The organism is Roseibaca calidilacus (assembly GCF_001517585.1).
Taxonomy (GTDB): Bacteria; Pseudomonadota; Alphaproteobacteria; order Rhodobacterales; family Rhodobacteraceae; genus Roseinatronobacter; species Roseinatronobacter calidilacus.
Genome location: NZ_FBYC01000004.1, coordinates 1,554,513 through 1,576,358, shown reverse-complemented (window position 1 = coordinate 1,576,358; position 21,846 = coordinate 1,554,513). Strand labels below are relative to the sequence as shown.

Genomic DNA, 21,846 nt, shown 5'->3' with positions numbered 1-21,846 from the left:
ATCGGGCCGTTATCTGTTTTGGGACGCCCTTATTCCGCGCCCCGCTCAACTCCGCGTCGGAACCGACGGGATGGCCAGCATGTAGCGTAAAACAAGGGCTTGGTCAATCTTGGCAGGGCGGCGCGCCGAATTGCACGAAAATCTGCATTCGCAGCGCATTCCCTGCCTTGCAGGTGCCTGAAAACCAAGATATTGCAGCGTTAGCTGACCGTGCGGGTGTGGCGGAATGGTAGACGCAGAGGATTCAAAATCCTCCGCCGCAAGGCGTGGGAGTTCGAGTCTCCCCACCCGCACCAGCTATCCTTCAAACCAATGATGATTGCTTGGCACCGCTCTGCAAGCGCTGCGTTTTGCTTTTGTTGCGCATTAAAAAAGCCGCACGAAAACGCGCGGCTTTCAAATCTCTGGCACGGCGCTGGCTGTCGCCAATCAGGCGCCGGTGGCCTTACGCTGTTCCGTGGCTTTCTTGACAGCCTCGGACCCTTCCGGCTTGGCGGCGGGGGCCTGTGCGGGGCTTGGCGCGGCTTTCTGCTCTGCCACATGGCCGCGATTGGTCTGCAACGGGTCGTCCTGACGCTGCACGGAGCCTTCGAAATGCGCACCCGATTCGATGGCGATCGTCTTGTGGATGATGTCGCCCTCGACCTGCGCAGAGGAGGTCAGACGCACTTTCAACCCGCGCACACGGCCGATGACACGACCGTTCACGACGATATCATCTGCCACGATCTCTCCACGGATGGTGGCAGTTTCGCCGACGGTCAGCAAATGGGCGCGGATGTCGCCATCTACGATCCCTTCAACCACCACATCACCGGTGGTCTTGATGTTGCCGGTAATCGTCAGGTCAGCGGCCAGCAAGGATGCAGCGCTTTTCCCCTTGGTGGATTGCGCAGGCGCGCTGTCCATGCTCGACTGGCGCAAGAACGACGGAGCCGGTTCCTGCGCAGTTTGGGTTGCGGGGGCCGCCGGGGCCGGGGTGGTTGCAGCCTTCGGGCCAGGTTCGTTGATGCGGCTTTTAGAAAACATTTTGTCCTGCCCTTACATAGGTGATCGGATTTACAGGTTGACCGTTGACGCGCACTTCATAGTGCAAGTGAACGCCGGTCGACACGCCAGTGGTGCCCATACCACCAATTTTCTGCCCGCGCGAGACCCTTTGTCCCTGACGCACGTCAATAGAGTTCAAATGCGCGTAATAGGTTTCCAGCCCGAAATCATGCTCGATGATGACAATATTGCCATAACCGCGCATCCGGGTGGCTTTTTTCACCACGCCATCGGCGGCACTCAGGATGGGGGTGCCACGGGCAGCGGCCCAGTCGATACCGGTGTGCATTTTGGTGCGCCCGCTGACGGGGTGGCGGCGCATTCCATAGGGCGAGGTCAGGCGCACACGGCTGGCCACAGGGTGCGCGATTGGCAAACGTTCCAACCCGCGCCGATACGCTTGCACCGTGTTCAGCTTTTCCAGCACGCTGTTGGCGCGCGAAATATCCGGGCTGGCAGCCATCGACCCAGAGGTCGAGACCGAAATCGGGCGCAGCGACGCGCTTTGCGAGCTTGCGCCTTGCTGCACAAGACGGCGGATCTGGTCGGGCGAGACATTGGCAGAACGGAACACCCGCTCCAGCGGCCCGATCACCGAATCCAGCGCATCTTCCAACTGGCTGAAAATGACGTGGTTGCGGTCTTTCAGCAGTTCATTTTCCAGCGCCAGCATTTGTGCTTGGTTCTGGGTCTGCTCTGTGGAAACGTTTTGCGCGTGCAAATCTTGCCCGACGTCATTCATGGCAACCAGCAGATAGTCCAGCATGTCCTGCACGTCGCGCTCACGGTCGGCGGCGGTGCGGGCCGTGCCGGTTTCGGCTTCAAGCGTCCGGCGCGCTTCTGCCAGTTGTTTGCGCGCGTCATCACGTTCGCGGACCACGCGCGAAACGGTCGCCTGAACCGTATCAATGCCCTTTTCCAGTTCCATCCGGCGCTGTTCCGACGCCAGCAGTTCCAGTTGCATGTCTGCGATTCGGGCCATGGCCTCGCCGAAACGGACCTGCGCTGCTTCTGCCGATTGCGCGTGGCGGTCGCGTTCCTGTGCCATCTGGTTCAGGCGGTTTTCATACGTCGCCTGTTCGCGTTGAGCTTGTTCGCGCAGCGTGCCAGAGCCGACGCTGTCCATCAGCAAGATGGATGTCGCCAGAACGCCCCACGCGAAAAACCCGGTTACCGCCGCGATCCCGAGAAGCTGCGTCATCGGTCGCAAACGCACGAAACGTGTGGTGTTGTCGGATCTCAGGAACAGGCGCTGTTCCGGCAGCCGGTGTTCCAGCCGCTGGTTCAGTCTTACGAGCTGTCGTCTAAACATTACCATCCCGTCGGGTCATTTTTAGGTGGGGGCGTGCAAAAGATCGCACATACAGGCGCAAAACATGCGCAAAACTCGGAAAACACCCCGTTAATTTGCTCTAATCGGGGGGGCGCGTTCCTGCAATCTATTAATGGAGCGTTATATCCCGCAAAGGTTGTAAATAAGCGAAATCAGCGAAATTTCGCCGATACTGCTGTAAGAATGCCCCTGAAGCGCTTGAAGATAAAGCACATAAGCAACTTTCACGAAGCTATGCTGCCGGTTCAGTCAACGGCCAGTAGAAATCTGCGGGCAACCCGGCTTGCGCGCGTTTTTCCGCGTTGACGGGTGGTTTGGGCGGGCTGTAAAAAGCGTCGCGCAAGGTCCAGAAACACCGGTTGTAGGTCCAGACCCTGCCTGCCGCACAGGTAGTTGAACCATTTCGACCCATAGGCGACATGGCCGACTTCTTCGGCATAGATGGTTTTTCAGCGCGGCGACTGCCCGCACCCCTTGCGCGCGGTGCACCACGCCCGTGCATGGGCATGGCTCAGCGTGGTTTTCGCGCGACATGGCGGTGGTCAAAACCTCCACCGCCATGTCGCGCAAAGTCAGGCTCATGCGCCGCGCACCGCCTCCAGAACCTCTGCGGCATGGCCTGCGGCCTTCACCTTGCGCCAGATATGGGAAATGCGCCCCTCGGCATCGACCATGAAGGTGGTGCGTTCAATGCCCATGCTGGTTTTGCCATACATGCTTTTTTCCACCCATGTACCGTAACGCTCGCAGACATCGCTTTCGGCATCCGACACCAGCATCACGCCCAAGTCATGCTTGGCAATGAACTTGTCATGCTTGGCGACGGTATCTTTGGATATGCCGATGACCTTGGCACCCGCGGCCTCGAACTCTGCGGCCAGTGCGGTGAATTCGATGGCTTCGGTCGTGCAGCCCGGCGTATCGTCGCGCGGGTAAAAATACAGCACCACTTTCGACGGTTTCAGGGCAGATAAAGCCACCATCTCGCCACCGTCGCGGGGCAGGGTGAAATCGGGGGCAAGGTCGCCGTTGGACAGCATAGGGCACTCCTTCATCACGGTTGCGTTGGGCCTGTTGTAGCGGGCTGCGGCGCAAGTTAAAGCCCCGTTCGTGAAAACCCAAGGTGGCACAATGAAACTCTCGGATTTCGACTTCGACCTGCCAGAGGCACTGATCGCCACGCGGCCAGCCCGCCCGCGTTCGTCTGCCAAGCTGTTGGTGGCGCAGGGCGACACGATTACGGATCGCCATGTGCGCGACCTGCCCGAGGTGTTGCGCGCGGGCGATCTGCTGGTGTTGAACACGACCAAGGTTATCCCCGCGCGCCTGTCGGGCCATCGCCACCGCGATAGCGCGCAAGGGCCGGTGGTCGCCCGTGTCGAAGTTACGCTGACCGAACCGCAGCCTGACGGGTCATGGCGCGCCTTGGCCAAGCCCTTGCGAAAGCTGGCCGAGGGCGAAGACATCGTCTTTGCCGCCGGGCTGGTCGCGCGTGTTGCAGAACGGGGCGCGGAAGATGTGCGGCTGGCCTTTAACCTTGACGGCCCCGCCTTTGATGCCGCGCTGGAACAGGCGGGCCAAATGCCGCTGCCGCCCTATATTGAAGCGCGCCGCAAGGCCGATGAACAGGACCGCACCGATTACCAGACCGTTTTCGCGCGTGATGCCGGCGCGGTAGCCGCCCCGACCGCATCCTTGCATTTCGACGAGGATCTGCTGGCGCAGTTGCGCGCCAAGGGCGTGGAATTTGCCGAAGTGACCCTGCATGTCGGGGCGGGCACCTTTTTGCCGGTCAAAACCGATGACGTGTCCAACCACAAGATGCACGCCGAATGGGGGCATGTAAGCGAAACCGCCGCTGCGCAGATCACCCGCGCCCGCGCCGAGGGCCGCCGCGTGATCCCCGTTGGCACAACGGCCCTGCGCGTGATCGAGACCGCCGCAACCGGCCCCGGCCAGATTGCGCCTTATACCGGCATGACCGATATTTTCATCACCCCCGGCTTCCGCTTTCAGATTGCCAGCGGGTTGATGACCAATTTCCACCTGCCGAAATCGACGCTGATGATGCTGGTCGCGGGCCTGATGGGGCGCGCGCGGATCATGGCAATCTATGCCCATGCGATTGCGCAGGACTACCGCTTCTTTTCCTATGGCGACTCCTCGCTTCTGTTGCCGGATGACCTGTCGGGCAACCCGTGATAGGCTTTTCCCTGAAGATCAGACGAAAGCACCCCTCATGTTGAAGGTTTTCGCAGGCTCTTGGGCGCTGCTTCTGGGCATCATGCTGTTGATGGTCGGAAATGGTGTGCAAGGCACGCTTTTGGGTATTCGCGGCGACATAGAGGGCTTTTCCACGGGTCAGATGTCGATCGTGATGTCGGGTTATTTCGTGGGGTTTCTGCTGGGCTCGCGCATGGCACCCGAATTGATCCGCCGGGTGGGGCATGTGCGGGTGTTCGCGGCGCTAGGTTCGCTCATTTCGGCGGTGCTGGTGCTTTATGCCGCGATCCCGGAATGGATTGTCTGGGCGCTGTTGCGCGTGCTGATCGGGTTTTGCTTTTGCGGTGTTTACGTCACGGCGGAAAGCTGGCTGAACAATTCCAGCAGCAATGAAACCCGCGGCCAGACCCTTTCGCTTTACATGATCGTGCAGATGCTTGGCATCATTTCTGCGCAGGCGCTTATCAACTTTGCCGACCCTGCGGGGTTCTTGTTGTTCGTTATTCCGTCTGTGCTGGTGTCGCTGGCCTTCGCGCCGATCCTGCTGTCCATCAGCCCCGCGCCGCCCTTTGACAGCACCAAATCGCTGTCGATCCGCGCGCTGTATGACGTGTCGCCCTTGGGCGTGGTGGGAATTTTCCTGATGGGGGGCGTGTTTTCGGCACTGTTCGGGATGACGGCGGTCTGGGGCACATTGGCTGGGCTGAACGTGCTGGAGATTTCGGCCTTCACCGCGGCGATATATTTTGGCGGGCTTGTGTTCCAGCTTCCCATCGGTTGGCTGTCGGACCGGATGGACCGACGCAAGCTTGTCATCGTGGTAGCGATGATCGGCACCTTAACAGCCGCGCTGCCGGTCTTGCTGCCAATGCCCTTCTGGTTGCTCGTGGCCGTGGCGTTGATGATCGGCGGCATTTCCAACCCGCTTTACGCCCTGCTCTTGGCGCATACCAATGATTACCTCGATTCTGACATGATGGCCGCGGCCTCTGGCGGGTTGTTGTTCGTCAATGGTTTGGGCGCGATTGTTGGCCCGCTGGTCATTGGTCGGCTTATGGGTGTGATCGGCCCCGACGGGTTTTTCCTGTTCATCTCGGTTCTGACGGCCCTGCTTGCGCTCTATGCGCTGTGGCGCGCCACGCAGCGCCCGGCGCCGCTGGTCACCGAAACCGGACCGTTCGCGCCGGTTTCGCCGGTTGTGTCCGCCGCGACGGTAGACGCGGTCTATACCGACCTTGCAGAGCAGGCAGCCCCGGCGGATGGTAACGCAAGCGTAACAAAATGAGCAGAATCACGCCCCGGCCTGAAATATTGTTACATGGATGTTGTCAGGCGCGGGAAAGCCTGCAAAACTGCTTTAACGTAAAACAATCTGGATTTGCACAATGTCGACTGTGGAAGAGGTAATCGCGTTCTGGGTGGATGAAATCGGCCCGCAAGGTTGGTATGCGCAGGATGCCGCGCTGGATGCCAAGATCCGCGACCGTTACCTGCCCCTATGGGAAAAAGCCCGCGCTGGACGGCTGTGCAACTGGGCATCCTGCCCCAAGGGCTGTCTTGCCTACCTGATCGTGACCGATCAGTTCCCGCGCAACATGTTCCGGGATGATCCGCGCGCTTTCGCGACCGATGAGATGGCCCGCAAGGTTGCGGCCCGCGCCTGCCATCTGCGCTTCGATGGGCAGATAGAGGAACCTGCACGTCAGTTCTTTTACCTGCCGCTGATGCATTCCGAAAGCCAGATGGACCAGGATCGCGCTGTGCGCATGTTCCTGTTGCGCATGCCCAATACCGGGGCACAGAACCTGCTGCACGCGCGCGCCCACCGCGCCGTGATCCGCGAATTCGGGCGCTTCCCCTACCGCAACAACGCGTTGGGGCGCCAGACGACATCGGCGGAACAATCCTTCCTGACAGAAGGCGGTTATGGGCTGGCTGTGCGCCGCTTGCAGAAAGCCGCCTAAGCGCCAGCCATGCGCCCCCGTCATGGCGGGGTTTCGGGGTATGCGTTGCGACGTTGCGAAAACTAGTTTAATGGCAAACTAATTTCGCCCAGCACTTCAGGAGGAGAGACTCGCATGGCGGCCAAATCGTTCGACGTTGTTGTTATCGGGGCCGGTCCCGGCGGGTATGTTGCCGCGATCCGCGCCGCCCAGCTTGGCAAGTCTGTTGCCGTGGTCGAACGCGAGCACTTGGGCGGAATCTGCCTGAACTGGGGCTGCATCCCGACCAAGGCCATGCTGCGCAGCGCAGAGGTGTTTCACCTGATGCACCGCGCCAAGGAATTCGGGCTTAGCGCCACGGGGATCGGCTATGATCTGGATGCGGTCGTCAAGCGTTCGCGCGGCGTGGCCGGCCAATTGTCGGGCGGCGTGGCGCATCTGCTGAAAAAGAACAAGGTCACGGTCATCATGGGCGCGGCCAAGCTGGCGGGCAAGGGCCGCGTGGCGGTGACGACCGACAAGGGCACCGAGGACCTGACGGGCAAGAACATCATCCTTGCCACCGGCGCGCGCGCCCGCGAATTGCCGGGGCTGGAAGCCGATGGCGATCTGGTCTGGACCTACAAACACGCGCTGACGCCCAAGCGGATGCCCAAAAAGCTGCTGGTTATCGGCTCTGGCGCGATCGGGATCGAATTTGCCAGCTTCTTCAACACGCTGGGCGCGGATGTGACCGTGGTCGAAGTGCAGGACCGCATCCTGCCTGTGGAAGATGCCGAGATTAGCGCCTTTGCCAAGAAGCAATTCATCAAGCAAGGCATGACGATCATGGAAAAAGCCATGGTCAAAAAGCTGGACCGCAAGGCCCCCAAGGTGACCGCGCACATAGAGCGCGGCGGCAAGGTGGAGCAGCACGAATTCGACACAGTGATTTCTGCTGTGGGCATCGTGGCCAATACCGAAAACCTTGGGCTGGAAGAACTGGGCGCGAAGATCGACCGTTCTTTCGTCGTGACAGATGCCTATTGCCGCACCGGGGTCGAGGGGCTGTATGTGATTGGCGATGCAACCAACGGCCCATGGTTGGCGCATAAGGCCAGCCACGAAGGCGTTATGGTGGCAGAGCTGATCGCAGGCGGCCATCCGCACGCGGTGGACCCCGACAGCATTGCCGGTTGCACCTATTGCCACCCGCAGATCGCCAGCGTTGGCCTGACCGAAGCGCAGGCGAAGGAAAAGGGGCTGGATATCAAGGTTGGCCGCTTCCCCTTCATGGGCAATGGCAAGGCGATTGCGCTGGGTGAGCCCGAAGGCCTGATAAAGACCGTGTTCGACGCCAAAACGGGTGAGCTGCTGGGCGCGCATATGGTCGGCGCGGAAGTGACCGAGTTGATCCAAGGCTACGTGGTCGGCCGCCAGTTGGAAACCACCGAAGAAGACCTGATGGCAACCGTCTTTCCGCACCCGACGCTGTCTGAGATGATGCATGAATCGGTGCTGGATGCTTACGGGCGCGCGATCCATTTCTAAGCTCTGACCAAACGGAGCGGCCTTGCGGCCGCACGCCATGTCCAAAGCCCGCGACGCTGTCGCGGGCTTTGTGATTGGTGCCTGTGGCTGGCGGTCAGCGCACCACCGCACCGCCCGCGCGTTGCCAATCGTGCAATGTGCCAAGGTTATACACCTCGGCAAAGCCATTGGTGCGCATCACATCCGCCGCACGCCCCGACCGCGCGCCAGATGCACAGTAAAGCGCCACCGCTTTGTCCGTGTCCAGCTTGCGGTTGAAATGGCCGCTTTTGGGGTCGGTCTGCGCGCCGATCTGGCCCAGCGGAATATGCAAAGCGCCCTTGGCCTTGCCGCTTTGGCGCAATTCACCCGCTTCGCGCACATCGATCAGCGAGAGCGTGCCGTCCTTGACGCGGGCAATTGCCTCTGACGGGTTAATCCGCGCGGGGCGGGATTTTGAAAGAAATCCGAACATCTGTGCAAACCTTCAAGCCAGTTTGGCCATAAATCATGCGACATGGGCAGGATTGCAAGTAATAAATTCACTTTTGTGAATATTTAAGCCAAATGCCGCCGAAAATGCTGGATTATTATTGTTCAACACCACCATGTTTCCAGTTTGTTCACATTATTCGATTGGAGACTCACCCGCGTCCCGCTATCTTGCGCCCAAAGCGCAAGAGGTATGGCTATGGCCGAGCAGAAATTCATCGAAGTGCGCGGCGCGCGCGAGCATAACCTGAAGAATATCGACGTGGACCTGCCGCGCGATCAGCTTGTGGTTATCACCGGGCTGTCAGGGTCTGGCAAGTCGTCGCTGGCGTTCGACACGATCTATGCCGAAGGCCAGCGCCGCTATGTCGAAAGCCTGAGCGCCTATGCGCGCCAGTTCCTTGACATGATGCAAAAGCCCGACATGGACCATATTTCCGGCCTGTCGCCTGCGATTTCGATTGAACAAAAGACCACCAGCAAGAACCCGCGGTCTACCGTCGGAACGGTGACGGAAATTTACGACTATATGCGCCTGTTATTTGCGCGCGCGGGCACGCCCTATAGCCCCTCGACCGGACAACCCATTGAAGCGCAACAGGTTCAGGACATGGTCGACCGGGTGATGGGCCTGGAAGAGGGCACCCGCGCCTATCTGCTGGCCCCCATCGTGCGTGACCGCAAGGGCGAATACCGCAAGGAATTTCTGGAACTGCGCAAGCAAGGGTTTCAGCGCGTCAAGGTGGACGGGCAGTTTTATGAGTTGGATGAACCGCCCAGCTTGGACAAGAAGTTCCGCCATGACATTGACGTGGTGGTGGACCGCATTGTCGTGCGCGCAGGCATTGAAACCCGGCTGGCGGATTCGTTGCGCACCGCGCTGGATCTGGCCGATGGTATTGCCGTGTTGGAGGAAGCGAAAGAGGACGGCGAACGCCTGACATTCAGCGAGAAATTTGCCTGCCCGGTCAGCGGCTTCACCATTTCCGAGATCGAGCCGCGCCTGTTTTCCTTCAACGCGCCGACTGGGGCCTGCACCGAGTGCGACGGGCTGGGGGTGGAGCTGTTCTTTGACGAACGCCTTGTCGTGCCCGATCACGCGTTGAAGCTGTATGACGGGGCGATTGCGCCATGGCGCAAAGGCAAGTCACCCTATTTCCTGCAAACCATTCAATCGCTGGCCGCGCATTACGAATTCGACGCGAAAGCCCCGTGGAAAGACTTGCCCGCGCATGTGAAGCAGGTCTTGCTTTACGGGTCGAACGGAGAGGAGTTGCCCTTCCGATATGACGAAGGGGGCCGCGTCTATAACGTGACCCGCGCGTTCGAGGGCGTGATACCCAATATGGAACGCCGCTACCGCGAAACCGACAGCGCATGGGTGCGCGAGGATTTCGAGCAATACCAGAACAACCGCGCCTGCGGGGCCTGCGGCGGGCACCGGCTGCGGCCAGAGGCGCTGGCGGTCAAAATCGGCGGTCTGCACATTGGGCAGGTCACGGAGATGTCGATCCGCGATGCGCTGGACTGGGTTCAGACCGTGCCGGATGCGCTGACCAAGCAAAAGAACGAAATCGCCCGCGCCATTCTGAAAGAGATCCGCGAACGTTTGGGGTTTCTGGTCAATGTAGGTTTGGATTATCTGACCTTGGGGCGACATGCGGGCACACTGTCCGGCGGCGAAAGCCAGCGCATTCGCTTGGCCAGCCAGATCGGCAGCGGGTTGACTGGCGTTCTGTATGTGCTGGACGAACCCAGCATCGGGTTGCATCAGCGCGACAATGACCGGCTGTTGGTGACGCTGCGCAACCTGCGCGACCAGGGTAACACCGTGATCGTGGTGGAACATGATGAAGAAGCCATCCGCACCGCCGATTTCGTGCTGGATATCGGCCCCGGCGCGGGTGTGCATGGTGGCCAGATCGTGGCGCAAGGCACGCCCGCGCAGATCATGGCCGACCCGGCAAGCGTAACGGGCCAATACCTGACCGGCACGCGAGAGGTCGCCGTGCCGAAAACCCGCCGCAAGGGCAATGGCAAGAAGCTGAAGGTCGTCAAGGCCAGCGGCAACAACCTGCGCGATATCAGCGTGGATTTCCCGCTGGGCAAATTCGTTTGTGTTACCGGTGTGTCGGGGGGCGGCAAATCGACCCTGACAATCGAAACATTGTTCAAAACCGCATCTATGCGGCTGAACGGTGCGCGCCAGACGCCCGCGCCTTGCGAGACGATCAAGGGGTTGGAGCAGTTGGACAAGGTTATCGACATTGACCAGCGCCCCATCGGGCGCACGCCCCGGTCAAACCCTGCGACCTATACGGGCGCGTTCGGGCCGATCCGCGACTGGTTCGCGGGCCTGCCAGAGTCGCGGGCGCGCGGCTACAAGCCGGGGCGCTTCAGCTTCAACGTGAAGGGCGGGCGCTGCGAGGCCTGTCAGGGCGACGGGGTGTTGAAGATCGAGATGAACTTCCTGCCCGACGTCTATGTCGAATGCGAAACCTGTAAGGGCAAGCGCTATAACCGCGAAACGCTGGAAGTGCTGTTCAAGGGCAAATCCATCGCCGATGTGCTGGATATGACGGTGGAAGAGGCGCAGGGCTTCTTTGAAGCGGTGCCAAGCATCCGCGAGAAGATGGATGCGCTGATGCGCGTGGGGCTGGGCTATATCAAGGTGGGCCAGCAGGCGACCACGCTGTCAGGGGGCGAAGCGCAGCGCGTGAAACTGTCGAAAGAACTGGCGCGGCGGTCCACCGGGCGCACGCTGTATATTCTGGATGAACCGACCACCGGTCTGCATTTCGAGGATGTGCGCAAACTGCTGGAAGTGCTGCATGAACTGGTCGATCAGGGCAACACGGTGGTGGTGATCGAACACAATCTGGACGTGGTGAAAACCGCCGACTGGATCATCGATATTGGCCCCGAGGGCGGCGATGGTGGTGGGCAGGTGGTGGCGACCGGCACGCCCGAAGATGTGGCCAAGGTCGAAGCCAGCCATACCGGGCGCTACCTTGGCCCCTTGCTAAAGCCGAAAAGGGTGGCGGCGGAATAGGGCAGGTGGGCGCTGTTGGCGCGGCTGGCCTAGTGGCCCAATGCCGCGTCCAACCCGGCCACAACCTGTTCCACGCTATCGCAAAGCGTGAAGAAGCCGCGCAAGGACGGCTCTGCAAAGCCTTGGTCGATGATGTGATCGACCAGTGCGGCCAAGGGCGTCCAATAGCCGCCAGTGTTCAACACAAAAATGGGCCGCGCGTGTAGCCCAAGCTGCCGCCATGTCAGCACCTCGAAAAACTCGTCCAACGAGCCCGCACCGCCGGGCAGCACCACCACCGCGTCGGAATTGCTGAACATGACCTTCTTGCGCTCATGCATGGTTTCGGTCACGACCAGCGTGCCCAGATCGCGCTTGGCCACTTCGCCATGCATCAGGTGTGTCGGGATCACCCCGAAGCTGCCACCACCCGCCCCAATGCAGGCACGCGCGACTTCGCCCATCAGCCCCACATCGCCCGCGCCATAGACCAGCCGCCAGCCATGGGCGGCAATTGCACGGCCCATGGCCTGTGCATCTGCGATAAAAGCCGGGTCAATCCCGGCACGCGCGCCACAAAAGACACAAATTGAAGGGGTCGGGCTTGACATGCGGGGCAGACCTTGTAGCGAAATGTTTTGCCAGCAGGTAGCTGGCTTGGTAGCTATGTGCAAGTGGCGGTATCCCTTGCATAGGGCACCGTTGGGGGTGCGTGATGTTGAAGTTTTTCCCAAAGGACGTATTGGCGCAATGGGCGGTCGGCTCTGTTGCGGTCGCCGGTGCGGCCGGCGTCGCGTATGTGGTGGTGTTCCCGCCGCAAGACGCCCCGCAACTGCCGCGCCCGGAAATTGACCTGAGCGCCCCGGCCGTGTCGGAAGCGCCATCGTCTGACACTCCTTCCGATGTCAAAATCGCAGCAATGGATGCCGTGCGCGCCGCAGCGCCGCAATTCGATATCGTGCGCGTGACCGACCTTGGCAATGTGCTTCTCGCGGGCAAGGCACCGCCGCGCGCTCAGGTCGCCGCGCTGATTGACGAGGCGCAGGTGGCCAATACCGTCAGCACCGGCGCGGGCGAATTCGTGATGATGTTCGATGTGCTGCCAAGCCGCACACCCCGCGTGCTGGAGTTGGAGGTGCGCCTGCCCGAAGGCGGGCGCGTGCGCAGTGCCGATACCATCATGCTGACCCCCAGCGCGGCGGCGATGGCCGGTGTGAATACCGATGCGCCCGCCGGGATGGTGGCGCGCGAGGTCGCCACGACCCCGCTTTTCGGCAACGCGCCCGAAACGCCCGCCCGACCTGACGTGCCTGCCGAGAGCGCAAACAACACACCGTCACGCGAAGGCACAACACCCGAACTGCCACAGACCTTGGACCGAACAGAAGAACCCGGCACCGATGCGGCACCGCTTGCGTTGTTGTTGCGCGCCGATGGCGGCGTGCAGGTGCTGGGCGAAGCGCCGCGCCTGCCCCAGACGGGGCAAGCGCAAGGCAATCAAGGCAATGTCGTGATCGATTCCGTTGTCTATGACCGCGAGGGAGAGGTCGTGATGGGCGGGCGCAGCGGACGCGGGCTGGCCGATATCCAGATCTATCTGGATAACCAGCCGATCCTGCGCACCCGTGCGGATGCAGATGGCGCATGGCAGGCGCAGCTTGCAGGCATTGATCGCGGTGTTTACCGGCTGCGGGTGGATGAACTGGACGCCGCCGCGCAAGTCACCTCGCGCGCGGAAATTCCGTTCGAGCGGGTGACACCCGATCTGGCACGCGACGCGGGCGGCCCACGCGCGCTGATTGTCCAGCCGGGCAACACGCTATGGGATATGTCAGAGCAGAAATACGGCGATGGGCGCCGCTACATGCGGATTTTCGACGCCAATCGCGATCAGATCCGCGATCCCGATCTGATTTATCCGGGGCAGGTTTTCGTGGTTCCTGACGCGCCGGCGCAATAAGCGCGCTCTGGTCATTGGCGTGCCAAGGGCCTAGATAGCCGCAAAGCCAGTCGGAAAGCCCGAACATGACCAGCCCAGACACCAGCCTTGACGCGCAAGGGACAATTCCCACCCCCTCTGCGAGCGAGGCTGCGCGCGAACGCGCCAGCGGTTGGCGCACCATTCGCCGGGTATTGCCCTATCTGTGGCCCGAGGGGCAGGATTGGGTGAAATACCGGGTCGTGGCCGCGCTGGCCATGCTGGTGTTGGCCAAGCTTGTCGCGGTCAGCACGCCGTTTTTCTACAAGGCCGCGGTCGATGCGCTCGGCGGTGATGGCACGGGCTGGTTGCTGGCGGTGGGCGCAATTGGCCTGACGGTCGCCTATGGTGTGGCGCGCCTGATGGAGATCGGCTTTCAGGAATTGCGCAACGTGCTGTTTACCCGCGTGGGGCAGCGCGCTTTGCGGCAATTGGCGCTGGAAACCTTCGGCCATATTCACCGCCTGTCCTTGCGCTATCACATCTCTCGCAAGACCGGCGGGCTAAGCCGGATCATCGAGCGTGGCGTGAAGGGCGTGGATTTCCTGCTGCGCTTCATGCTGTTTTCGATCTTTCCGCTCATCCTGCAATTGCTGATGATTATGGCAATCTTCATCTGGCAATTCGATTGGCGCTATCTTCTAGCCGTCGCGGTCACAATCGCACTGTATGTGTGGTTTACCTTCAAGGTCACGGAATGGCGCGTCAAACAGCGCCGCGAGATGAATGACCAAGATACCGACGCCAACCAGAAAGCCATCGACAGCCTGCTGAATTTCGAAACCGTCAAGTATTTCAACGCCGAAGCCATGGAAGCCCGGCGCTATGACGCAGCCATGCAGAAATACGAGGTTGCCGCCGTCCAGACCAACTACTCGCTGGCATTTTTGAATTTCGGGCAGGCGCTGCTGATTACGAGCGGGCTGGTCGTTGTCATGGTGCTGGCGGCCATCGGCGTGCAATCGGGCGATCTGACAGTGGGCGATTTCGTGATGGTCAATGCGTTCATGATCCAGATCACTTTGCCGCTGAATTTTCTGGGCACGGTGTATCGCGAGATCCGTCAGGCGTTGGTGGATATGGGCGATATGTTCGACCTGCTGGACCAACCCACCGATGTGCGCGACAAACCCGGTGCGCAGCCCCTGAAGGTGCAAGGCGCAGAGGTGGTGCTGGACAATGTGCGCTTTGGCTATGACCCCGCGCGGCCCATCCTGCATGGCGTCAGCCTGCGTGTGCCACCGGGGCAAAGCGTGGCCATTGTCGGCCCGTCCGGTTCTGGCAAATCGACCATCGGGCGGCTGTTGTTCCGGTTCTATGATGTGACGGGCGGCGCGTTGCGCATAGACGGCCAAGACCTGCGCGACGTGACACAAGACAGCCTGCACGCGGCCATCGGGGTGGTGCCGCAAGACACGGTTCTGTTCAATGACACCATTGCCTATAACATCGCCTATGGGCGCGAAGGGGCCAGCCGCGCCGATGTGGAAGCGGCCGCCAAGGCCGCGCGCATTCATGATTTCATCCTGTCGCTGCCCGAAGGCTATGACACGCAGGTGGGCGAGCGCGGGCTGAAATTGTCGGGCGGGGAAAAACAACGCGTGGGCATTGCCCGCACGCTGCTGAAAGACCCGGCGATCCTGCTTCTGGACGAGGCCACAAGCGCCTTGGACACGCAGACCGAGCAGGACATTCAAGACAGTTTGCGCCGCGCGGGACAAGGGCGCACAGTGCTGATGATCGCCCACAGGCTGTCGACTGTGGTCGAGGCTGACCGGATCGTGGTGCTGGAAGCCGGGCAGATCGTGGAAGAGGGCACGCATGAGGCGCTTCTGGCCAAGGGCGGACGCTATGCCGCGATGTGGGCGCGCCAGCGCGCAGATGCCGACAATGCCTGACCGATCAGGGGGGACGCGCAGCCACCGGCCCCTGCAAGGGCAGGGGCGCGCTGGCCGCGCGTGCCCGTTCCGCGCGGCGCCCTATGCCGATGGCGGCGCGGGGCGGCAGAAGGCGGTGTCGTGGATATTTTTGCAAGGATGAAAGGATGAGCGCGTTCGACGTTATCATTCTTGGGGCCGGGGCGGCCGGTATGTTCTGCGCGATCGAGGCCGGGCGGCGCGGGCGGCGGGTGGTGCTTTTGGATCACGCCAAGGCACCGGGAGAGAAGATCCGGATTTCCGGCGGTGGGCGGTGCAATTTCACCAATCTGCATATCGCGCCCGAGCGGTTCTTGTCGGACAATCCGCGCTTTGCCCTCTCTGCGCTGAAACGCTACACGCAATGGGATTTCATTGACCGGGTGTCGCAGGCCGGGATCGCGTGGCACGAAAAAACGCTGGGCCAGTTGTTTTGTGACGGCTCTGCGCGCGAGATCATCGCCATGCTGCGCAGCGATATGGAGGCCGCGGGCGTGACACTGGTACTGGGGGCTGAGATTGGCGCGGTAACGCAAGCGAAGGGTTTTCAGGTGGCCAGCAGCGCAGGCATGTTCACCGCGCCGCGGCTGGTGGTGGCGACCGGTGGCAAATCCATTCCCAAGATGGGGGCGACCGGCTTTGGCTACGCGCTGGCGCGGCAATTCGGGCTGGGGCTGGTCGAGACGCGACCGGGATTGGTGCCCTTGACCTTCTCGGGTGAGATGCTGGAGGAGACGCGCGCGCTGGCGGGGCTATCAGTGCCCGCCGTGGTGCGGCATGACAAAACCGCCTTCGAGGAAGGGTTGTTGTTCACCCATCGCGGTCTGTCCGGCCCGTCGATCTTGCAGATTTCCAGCTATTGGCGCGAAGGCGACGAGATTTCGGTCGATCTGGCACCGGGAGGCGCGCTTGCTGCCGCGCTGAGCGAGCAGAAAGCCCAAGCCGGGCGGGTCGAGGTTCAGACCGCGCTGGCCCGCCATCTGCCCGAACGGTTGGCGCGCGCGGTCGTGGCGCGGGCCGGGGTTTCGGGGCGGCTGGCCGACCAGACCGGACGGGCCTTGGACCGGCTGGCCACCGAAGCGCAGGACTGGCGCATCCGCCCCGTGGGCAGCGAAGGCTACCGCACCGCAGAGGTAACGCTTGGCGGCGTCGACACGCGCGATCTGGACGCGCGCAGCATGGAAGCGCGCAAGGTGCCGGGCCTGCACTTTATTGGCGAGGTGGTGGATGTCACCGGCTGGCTGGGCGGCTATAATTTTCAATGGGCGTGGTCCTCTGGTTGGGCGGCGGGGCAGGCGGTCTAAGCCGTGCCCCAGCAGCCCTAACCAGAAACCTGTTCGCGCAGCACAGACCCGGTCATGGAAGCAAAGAGATAGATGCCCGCAAAAAGCAGGAAGGCCAGCGAGGAATTGGCCAGCTTGCGCGGATAAACGGCTTCGTCCGAGGCGATGGGTTCGACCGTCAACGCCAGATAGCGCACTTGGCGGCTGACCTCCATCCGGGCGGATTCGAGTTGTTGCATCGCTTGTGCGCGCATCATCTCTCGGGTCTGCACTTCGGCTTCGGCCGTGATAAGCTGGCTTTGGATGCTGGCCAGCGACGCATCTTCCCCAGTGCCTTGGGTCATGGAATTGCGCAGCCCGTTGATCTGCTGTCGCAAGGCTTCGGCCCGGCGTTCCAGCGGGCGCAATCGCGCCGGGTTAGGCCGGGCATTGCTGCGCATTTCCTGAATGCTCAGCTGTGTCTGCGTCAATTCGGTTTCCAGCGCCACGATCTGCTGCGAGATCAGCTGCACTTCGACATCGCCCGACAGAACAGAGGATTTTTCCTGAAGCGCAACGATATCCTGACGCGCCGCGATCAGCGCGGCCTGTGCTTCTTCCAGGCTTTGGCGGGCTTCGCGCATCTGGCTGTCGCGCAGGCGCTGGGTCATCATGTCGACATGTTCTTCGGCATAGGTCAGCAGCGCGCGGGCAAAGCGTTCGCTGTCTTCGGGCGTGGCGGCGATCACCTCCATGCGGACCACGCCTTCGGTGGGATCGTAACTGATGCGCACATGCCGGCCATAGGTCTTGAACGCATCATCATTCGAGGCATCGGCAGGCAGCCTGCGCCAGATATCCAGATCGGGCTGGCTGAAATGGGCGCGAAACCCCTCTTCCTCGTTCAGGCGCAGCATGGCACCGCGCGATTGCAGAAAGCTTTGAACCGAGGCGGCCTCTTGCTGGCCCCCGATGCCCATACCGGCGGCAGAGGGCAGCATGGACCCAAGATCACTGGCCATGGAGGGGCCGGAATCTGCCTGCTGGATCACGAATTCGGATTCGGTCGCATACATGGGCGTGGCGATCATGTAGAAATAATAGGTCGCCAGAAAGGTTGGGAAGGTGACAAAGGCCAACAGCCGCGCGCCCAAAAGCAACAGCCGTTTGCGGCGGCGTTTGACGATTTCGCGCTGCATCTTCTGCAATTCGCGTTCGCGTTCGGCGGCAATGCGCGCCATCCGCTCTTGTGCAGAAGACAGCGTTTCATCGCCAATGGCCGGGGAGGTTTGCGGCGCGGTGGTCAGTGCGCGGCTGGTATCCTCGGCAGTGTCGTTGCGCACCAGTTCCAGCATGGTCGCACGCGAAAACGGGTCGACCCCGATTTTGCGCAGCGCCAGAACCGCCTCATAGGCAGAACCCGCGCGGATGCCATGCTTCTGCGCGACACGCATTGCCATACGCAACTGGCGTGCGGTCAGACCTTCTTGGCGGATGATGTCCAGATCCGACTCAGGCTTTTGGCCATCGCTGGGTTGCACCGCGGGGGGCGTGCTGGTCGGTGGCCTGTCGGCATTGACCGGCGCTGTCTGCGCTTCGGTCGAAAGGCGCGCGCGCTTTTGCAAAACGATACGCGGCTTGACAGTGGTGTCGGCGGATGAGGGCGCTGCCTTGGCTGGGGACTGGTCTTTGACCGGGGCAGGCGCGGTCGTGTCCGCCTGCGACGGTTGCGAAGGCGCACCAGCGCCGTGGCGTAGCCGAAAGCGTTTGGATTTAACCGGCGTAGTCATAAAGCTCTTTCGCCTCTTCCAGCGTATCGAAAAAATATAGCTTGCCATCGAGCAGGACGGCAGCCGTGTTGCAGAATTTCTGCAAAATTTCTTGCTGGTGCGACACGATCACCAGAGTCGAGCGTTCAAAGCGTTCGCGCATGACCGCCCCGGCCCGCTTGTTGAACGCAACATCGGTGGTTGTCGGCATCCCTTCGTCGATCAGATACAGGTCGAAATTCATTGCCAGCATCAGCGCCAGCGACAGGCGCGCGCGCATCCCGCTGCTATAGGTGCCGATGGGCATGTCGAAATATTCGCCAATATCGCACAGCCAGCGGCAAAAAGCTTCGACATAATCGGCATCCAGCCCGTAGATGGCCGCGATATAGCGAACATTTTCCGTGCCGCTATGTTTGGTGACCAGCCCGCCCATGAACCCAAGCGGAAAGGACACAGAACAATTTCGGTGGATCGCGCCGTCATCTGGCCGCTCCAGCCCGGCCATCATGTTGATGACCGTGGTTTTGCCAGAGCCATTCTTGGCCAGAATCCCAAGATTCATGCCGCGCCGAATAGAGAAACTTGCTTGTTCCAGGATGACCTTGCGCTGCGTCCCGGTCCAGAAGGATTTGCTGACATTGACGAAATCCAGCATTGCGCGACGTCACCCCGGTTCAACCTGCCTATTACGCTATACTAATGGGCGGCAAGTTTGCCGCGCGTCGTGCTTCCATGCCTGACTGTTTCTGTCCTAGCAACAGAATGCGGCGAAAATGCGTTGTGAATCAATCGCGAATGCGAAGTTGGACCCGTCTTAGCGGCCCCAAGTGCGCACCACGCCGCAATCCATATGCACGAAGTTGGACCCGGAATAACGACCGACGCCGCCAGCCTTGCACGCCACGGCAGCGCGGGCGATTTCACTGACAGAGCGTGACTGAAGCCGCACATCGGCGGCCTGACCCTTCAAGTGCAGCGAATTTCGCGCCACGCCACTTGATCGCGCGCGCAACATTGCATTGGTTTCGGGCGAGCGGTAGCCGGACAGAAGCATATAGGGTTCGTCCACGCGCAGCAGGTTATGCGCGGCGGCCAGAATATCAACTGTGCGCGCGTCAATCGTGTGGACCTTGTTGTTGCGCCAGTCGCGGAAGAAGTGATTAATCTCTGCAAGGGATTCGGGAATATACTCCCCGTCGATGCAATAGATGATGTTGATCTTCTCGCCGGTGCGGCCAGAATAGAAGTTCAACTTGCGGATATCGCCCGCCCCGCGCGCATAGGCTGTCACCCCGGGGAATTGAGGTGCCGCCGCAACAACCGTGGCCGCGAACGCGCCCAACAATGCGCGACGGGTCGTGGTTGTGCCAATGATTGGGGCCATGATGACTGTCCTCGGGTCTTTATCCGGGTTGGGCGCCTGTCGCCGCGCAGCCCGTTTATAAGTTGGTCGGGCAATGACTTGCCACAAATACTTCACGTCACCAAGGCTTTCTGAACGCGCATTCGTGGCCAAGTGAGCGGATGGGCAGAAATCCGCCAACTGGGCAGTGCGGTATTTGGGGGTGCGCGGTCTTGTCATGCGCTCAGATTGCATCAAATTTCTTAAAAAAAACTGTTTCCGGGGGATTTCCGTCTCGCAGCCTTGTGACTGGACGTGATCGGCAATAATTTGCCAATCTTCTTTGGAGCATTTTGGAGGAGGAGTTGATGTTGGTTTTGAAGGCACCGCGTGCGCTGCCACGATTTGTCGTGGCCGGGATGACAGCGGTTTTGCTGACAGGCTCTGCCGCGGTGGCGCAGCATTTCCCAGCCTTCCAGCAAGCGGTGGCCGAAGGGGTGTCGGGCAATTCTGGCCTGTCGGAGTTCTACCGCGACACCGCGTATGACGACCTGTGGACGGGGGCGGATGACGCGCCGCGCCGCACGGCATTCCTGACCGCGCTGATGCGTGCGGGCGAGCATGGCCTGCCATTGCAGCGCTATGACGTGCCCGGATTGATGGAGGCGTTTGATGCCGTGCGCAGCGAGCGGGACCGTGGCGCGCTGGAAGCGCGCATGTCGCGCATCTTTCTGCAATTCGCCACAGACCTGCACAGCGGCGTGCTGGACCCGATCCGCGTGGACCCCGACATTGTGCGGGTATTGCCGCGCCCGGATGCTGCGCAATTGATGGCCGATTTCGCCAAGGCGCCCGCTGCGGGGTTCATTCGCAATCTTGCGCCCGCCGCCCCGGAATATGCCCGGCTGTTCCGCGCCAAGCACAAGCTGGAAACGGCAATCGCCCAAGGTGGTTGGGGTCCTGCCGTGCCGCAGGTTCGGTTTGCGCCCGGCAGTTCGGGGCCAGCCGTCATTGCCCTGCGCAACCGGCTTATAGCCATGGGCTATCTGGAGCGCTCTGCTGTCGGCAGCTATGACGGTGTTTTGCAGGCCGCCGTGCAGCAGTTCCAGATGAACCACGGTATAGAGCCGGACGGTATTGCCGGGGCTGCGACGATCCGCGCGCTGAATGTTACGCCGCAAGAGCGGTTGCGCTCTGTTATCGTTGCCATGGAACGTGAACGCTGGATGAATATTCCGCGCGGCGAGCGGCATATCTGGGTTAATCTGACCGATTTCTACGCGCGCATCGTCGATAATGATATTGTCACCTTCGAGACCAAGGCCATCATCGGCGCGCGCTCTGATGACAAGCATACGCCGGAATTTTCCGAGACGATGAAATATCTCGAAATCAACCCCGACTGGACATTGCCGCGCTCGATCATTGCGCGGTCCTATTGGGGCGCGCTGGCCTCTGGCGGGGCGCGGCATTTGCAGATTGTCGATGCCAGCGGGCAGGTGGTGCCACGCGAAGCCATCAATTTCGGGCGCTACACGCCGCGCACCTTTCCGTTCAATGTGCGACAGCCTCCGGGGCCGACAAACGCGCTGGGCGAGGTGAAATTCATGTTCCCCAACCCCTATGCCATCTACCTGCATGACACGCCGGAGCAGCATCTGTTCAACACCACGGTGCGCGCGCATTCCTCGGGCTGCGTGCGCTTGGATGATCCGCGCGAATTCGCCTATGAACTTTTGTCGCGTCAAAGCGACAGTCCGCGCGAATTGTATCATTCCATCCTGAATACGGGGCAACAGACCCGCCTGTATCTGGACAACCCGGTTCCGGTGCATCTGGTATATCGCACGGCCTTTACCAATGTGCGCGGCGAACTGAACTTTCGTGACGACATTTACGGGCGTGATGACCGCATTTACCGTGCCCTTGTCGCGGAAGGGGCGGTTAACCCCGCAACCTGATCCTGCCTTGCCTATGGCCATAGCATGCCCTCTC

17 protein-coding genes, 1 tRNA gene and 1 pseudogene are annotated in these 21,846 nt (G+C 61.1%); 10 read left to right on the top strand and 9 right to left on the bottom strand.

Annotated elements, in window-relative coordinates; all coding sequences use genetic code 11:
* Positions 1-212: 212 nt before the first annotated feature.
* Positions 213-296 (top strand) — tRNA-Leu (locus tag AWT76_RS11305).
* Between the two features lie 133 nt (positions 297-429).
* Here AWT76_RS11305 and AWT76_RS11300 read toward each other — a convergent pair.
* The 4 genes and pseudogenes from AWT76_RS11300 to bcp form a co-directional block, all read right to left on the bottom strand.
* Positions 430-1,029: a bactofilin family protein gene (locus tag AWT76_RS11300; protein ID WP_072246439.1), complete on the bottom strand. Its 600-nt coding sequence runs from the start codon at positions 1,027-1,029 to the stop codon at positions 430-432.
* Complete coding sequence (locus AWT76_RS11295; protein WP_072246438.1) at positions 1,019-2,362, bottom strand: DUF5930 domain-containing protein; 1,344 nt, start codon at positions 2,360-2,362, stop codon at positions 1,019-1,021. The genes AWT76_RS11300 and AWT76_RS11295 overlap by 11 nt, the downstream gene beginning before the upstream one ends.
* A 253-nt stretch (positions 2,363-2,615) precedes the next feature.
* A pseudogene (locus AWT76_RS16500) lies at positions 2,616-2,832 on the bottom strand (DUF455 family protein); the annotation flags it as partial.
* A gap of 129 nt (positions 2,833-2,961) precedes the next feature.
* A complete protein-coding gene (bcp, locus tag AWT76_RS11285; protein WP_072246437.1) occupies positions 2,962-3,423 on the bottom strand; it encodes a thioredoxin-dependent thiol peroxidase in 462 nt (153 codons plus the stop codon).
* 91 nt (positions 3,424-3,514) lie between these two features.
* On the opposite strand from bcp, the gene queA reads away from it, so the two are divergent.
* From queA to lpdA, 4 genes are all read left to right on the top strand, one after another.
* On the top strand, positions 3,515-4,585 hold the full coding sequence (gene queA / locus AWT76_RS11280; protein ID WP_072246436.1) for a tRNA preQ1(34) S-adenosylmethionine ribosyltransferase-isomerase QueA: 1,071 nt from the start codon (positions 3,515-3,517) through the stop codon (positions 4,583-4,585).
* A gap of 37 nt (positions 4,586-4,622) precedes the next feature.
* The gene (locus tag AWT76_RS11275) at positions 4,623-5,891 is read left to right on the top strand and encodes an MFS transporter (protein WP_072246435.1); all 1,269 of its coding nucleotides are present in this window, start codon (positions 4,623-4,625) and stop codon (positions 5,889-5,891) included.
* Between the two features lie 100 nt (positions 5,892-5,991).
* Entirely contained in the window at positions 5,992-6,570 is a 579-nt protein-coding gene (locus tag AWT76_RS11270; protein WP_072246434.1) for a DUF924 family protein, read from the top strand.
* A gap of 114 nt (positions 6,571-6,684) precedes the next feature.
* On the top strand, positions 6,685-8,079 hold the full coding sequence (gene lpdA / locus AWT76_RS11265; RefSeq protein ID WP_072246433.1) for a dihydrolipoyl dehydrogenase: 1,395 nt from the start codon (positions 6,685-6,687) through the stop codon (positions 8,077-8,079).
* A 94-nt stretch (positions 8,080-8,173) separates the two neighbouring features.
* Here lpdA and AWT76_RS11260 read toward each other — a convergent pair whose 3' ends face one another.
* The gene (locus AWT76_RS11260; protein WP_072246432.1) at positions 8,174-8,533 is read right to left on the bottom strand and encodes a rhodanese-like domain-containing protein; all 360 of its coding nucleotides are present in this window, start codon (positions 8,531-8,533) and stop codon (positions 8,174-8,176) included.
* Positions 8,534-8,749: 216 nt separating this feature from the next.
* Between AWT76_RS11260 and uvrA the strand changes: the two genes are divergently transcribed.
* Positions 8,750-11,602, top strand: a complete 2,853-nt coding sequence (gene uvrA, locus AWT76_RS11255) for an excinuclease ABC subunit UvrA (protein ID WP_072246431.1) — start codon at positions 8,750-8,752, stop codon at positions 11,600-11,602.
* Positions 11,603-11,631: 29 nt separating this feature from the next.
* On the opposite strand, the gene AWT76_RS11250 is transcribed toward uvrA, so the two are convergent.
* A complete protein-coding gene (locus AWT76_RS11250; protein ID WP_072246430.1) occupies positions 11,632-12,192 on the bottom strand; it encodes an LOG family protein in 561 nt (186 codons plus the stop codon).
* Positions 12,193-12,296: 104 nt separating this feature from the next.
* On the opposite strand from AWT76_RS11250, the gene AWT76_RS11245 reads away from it, so the two are divergent.
* The 3 genes from AWT76_RS11245 to AWT76_RS11235 all read left to right on the top strand — a co-directional run bounded on the left by AWT76_RS11245 (position 12,297) and on the right by AWT76_RS11235 (position 16,779).
* Positions 12,297-13,541 carry a LysM peptidoglycan-binding domain-containing protein gene (locus AWT76_RS11245; RefSeq protein ID WP_072246429.1) on the top strand — a complete coding sequence of 415 codons (1,245 nt, stop codon included), beginning with the start codon at positions 12,297-12,299 and terminating at the stop codon, positions 13,539-13,541.
* A 65-nt stretch (positions 13,542-13,606) separates the two neighbouring features.
* Positions 13,607-15,457 carry an ABCB family ABC transporter ATP-binding protein/permease gene (locus AWT76_RS11240; protein WP_072246428.1) on the top strand — a complete coding sequence of 617 codons (1,851 nt, stop codon included), beginning with the start codon at positions 13,607-13,609 and terminating at the stop codon, positions 15,455-15,457.
* A 146-nt stretch (positions 15,458-15,603) separates the two neighbouring features.
* The gene (locus AWT76_RS11235; protein WP_072246427.1) at positions 15,604-16,779 is read left to right on the top strand and encodes a BaiN/RdsA family NAD(P)/FAD-dependent oxidoreductase; all 1,176 of its coding nucleotides are present in this window, start codon (positions 15,604-15,606) and stop codon (positions 16,777-16,779) included.
* A gap of 17 nt (positions 16,780-16,796) precedes the next feature.
* Here AWT76_RS11235 and AWT76_RS11230 read toward each other — a convergent pair whose 3' ends face one another.
* The 3 genes from AWT76_RS11230 to mepK form a co-directional block, all read right to left on the bottom strand.
* Positions 16,797-18,527 carry a KpsE/RkpR family capsule polysaccharide export protein gene (locus AWT76_RS11230; protein WP_072246426.1) on the bottom strand — a complete coding sequence of 577 codons (1,731 nt, stop codon included), beginning with the start codon at positions 18,525-18,527 and terminating at the stop codon, positions 16,797-16,799.
* Positions 18,511-19,164 carry an ABC transporter ATP-binding protein gene (locus AWT76_RS11225; protein ID WP_072246425.1) on the bottom strand — a complete coding sequence of 218 codons (654 nt, stop codon included), beginning with the start codon at positions 19,162-19,164 and terminating at the stop codon, positions 18,511-18,513. Before AWT76_RS11225 ends, AWT76_RS11230 begins: the two co-directional genes overlap by 17 nt.
* A gap of 159 nt (positions 19,165-19,323) precedes the next feature.
* Entirely contained in the window at positions 19,324-19,893 is a 570-nt protein-coding gene (gene mepK, locus AWT76_RS11220; RefSeq protein WP_072246424.1) for a peptidoglycan L,D-endopeptidase MepK, read from the bottom strand.
* A 326-nt stretch (positions 19,894-20,219) separates the two neighbouring features.
* Here mepK and AWT76_RS11215 point away from each other — a divergent pair, with 326 nt between their 5' ends.
* Positions 20,220-21,812 (top strand): L,D-transpeptidase family protein, encoded by a 1,593-nt coding sequence (locus AWT76_RS11215; protein WP_072246423.1) that lies wholly within the window; start codon positions 20,220-20,222, stop codon positions 21,810-21,812.
* The last annotated feature ends 34 nt before the right edge of the window (positions 21,813-21,846 follow it).

Bases quoted from the DNA above. Each gene is read 5' to 3' on its own strand.
- AWT76_RS11230 (WP_072246426.1), bottom strand. From the start codon at position 18,527: ATGACTACGCCGGTTAAATCCAAACGCTTTCGGCTACGCCACGGCGCT.
- uvrA (WP_072246431.1), top strand. From the start codon at position 8,750: ATGGCCGAGCAGAAATTCATCGAAGTGCGCGGCGCGCGCGAGCATAAC.
- AWT76_RS11275 (WP_072246435.1), top strand. From the start codon at position 4,623: ATGTTGAAGGTTTTCGCAGGCTCTTGGGCGCTGCTTCTGGGCATCATG.
- AWT76_RS11225 (WP_072246425.1), bottom strand. From the start codon at position 19,164: ATGCTGGATTTCGTCAATGTCAGCAAATCCTTCTGGACCGGGACGCAG.
- AWT76_RS11250 (WP_072246430.1), bottom strand. From the start codon at position 12,192: ATGTCAAGCCCGACCCCTTCAATTTGTGTCTTTTGTGGCGCGCGTGCC.
- AWT76_RS11260 (WP_072246432.1), bottom strand. From the start codon at position 8,533: ATGTTCGGATTTCTTTCAAAATCCCGCCCCGCGCGGATTAACCCGTCA.
- queA (WP_072246436.1), top strand. From the start codon at position 3,515: ATGAAACTCTCGGATTTCGACTTCGACCTGCCAGAGGCACTGATCGCC.
- AWT76_RS11300 (WP_072246439.1), bottom strand. From the start codon at position 1,029: ATGTTTTCTAAAAGCCGCATCAACGAACCTGGCCCGAAGGCTGCAACC.
- AWT76_RS11295 (WP_072246438.1), bottom strand. From the start codon at position 2,362: ATGTTTAGACGACAGCTCGTAAGACTGAACCAGCGGCTGGAACACCGG.
- mepK (WP_072246424.1), bottom strand. From the start codon at position 19,893: ATGGCCCCAATCATTGGCACAACCACGACCCGTCGCGCATTGTTGGGC.
- AWT76_RS11235 (WP_072246427.1), top strand. From the start codon at position 15,604: ATGAGCGCGTTCGACGTTATCATTCTTGGGGCCGGGGCGGCCGGTATG.
- bcp (WP_072246437.1), bottom strand. From the start codon at position 3,423: ATGCTGTCCAACGGCGACCTTGCCCCCGATTTCACCCTGCCCCGCGAC.
- lpdA (WP_072246433.1), top strand. From the start codon at position 6,685: ATGGCGGCCAAATCGTTCGACGTTGTTGTTATCGGGGCCGGTCCCGGC.
- AWT76_RS11240 (WP_072246428.1), top strand. From the start codon at position 13,607: ATGACCAGCCCAGACACCAGCCTTGACGCGCAAGGGACAATTCCCACC.
- AWT76_RS11270 (WP_072246434.1), top strand. From the start codon at position 5,992: ATGTCGACTGTGGAAGAGGTAATCGCGTTCTGGGTGGATGAAATCGGC.
- AWT76_RS11215 (WP_072246423.1), top strand. From the start codon at position 20,220: ATGTTGGTTTTGAAGGCACCGCGTGCGCTGCCACGATTTGTCGTGGCC.
- AWT76_RS11245 (WP_072246429.1), top strand. From the start codon at position 12,297: ATGTTGAAGTTTTTCCCAAAGGACGTATTGGCGCAATGGGCGGTCGGC.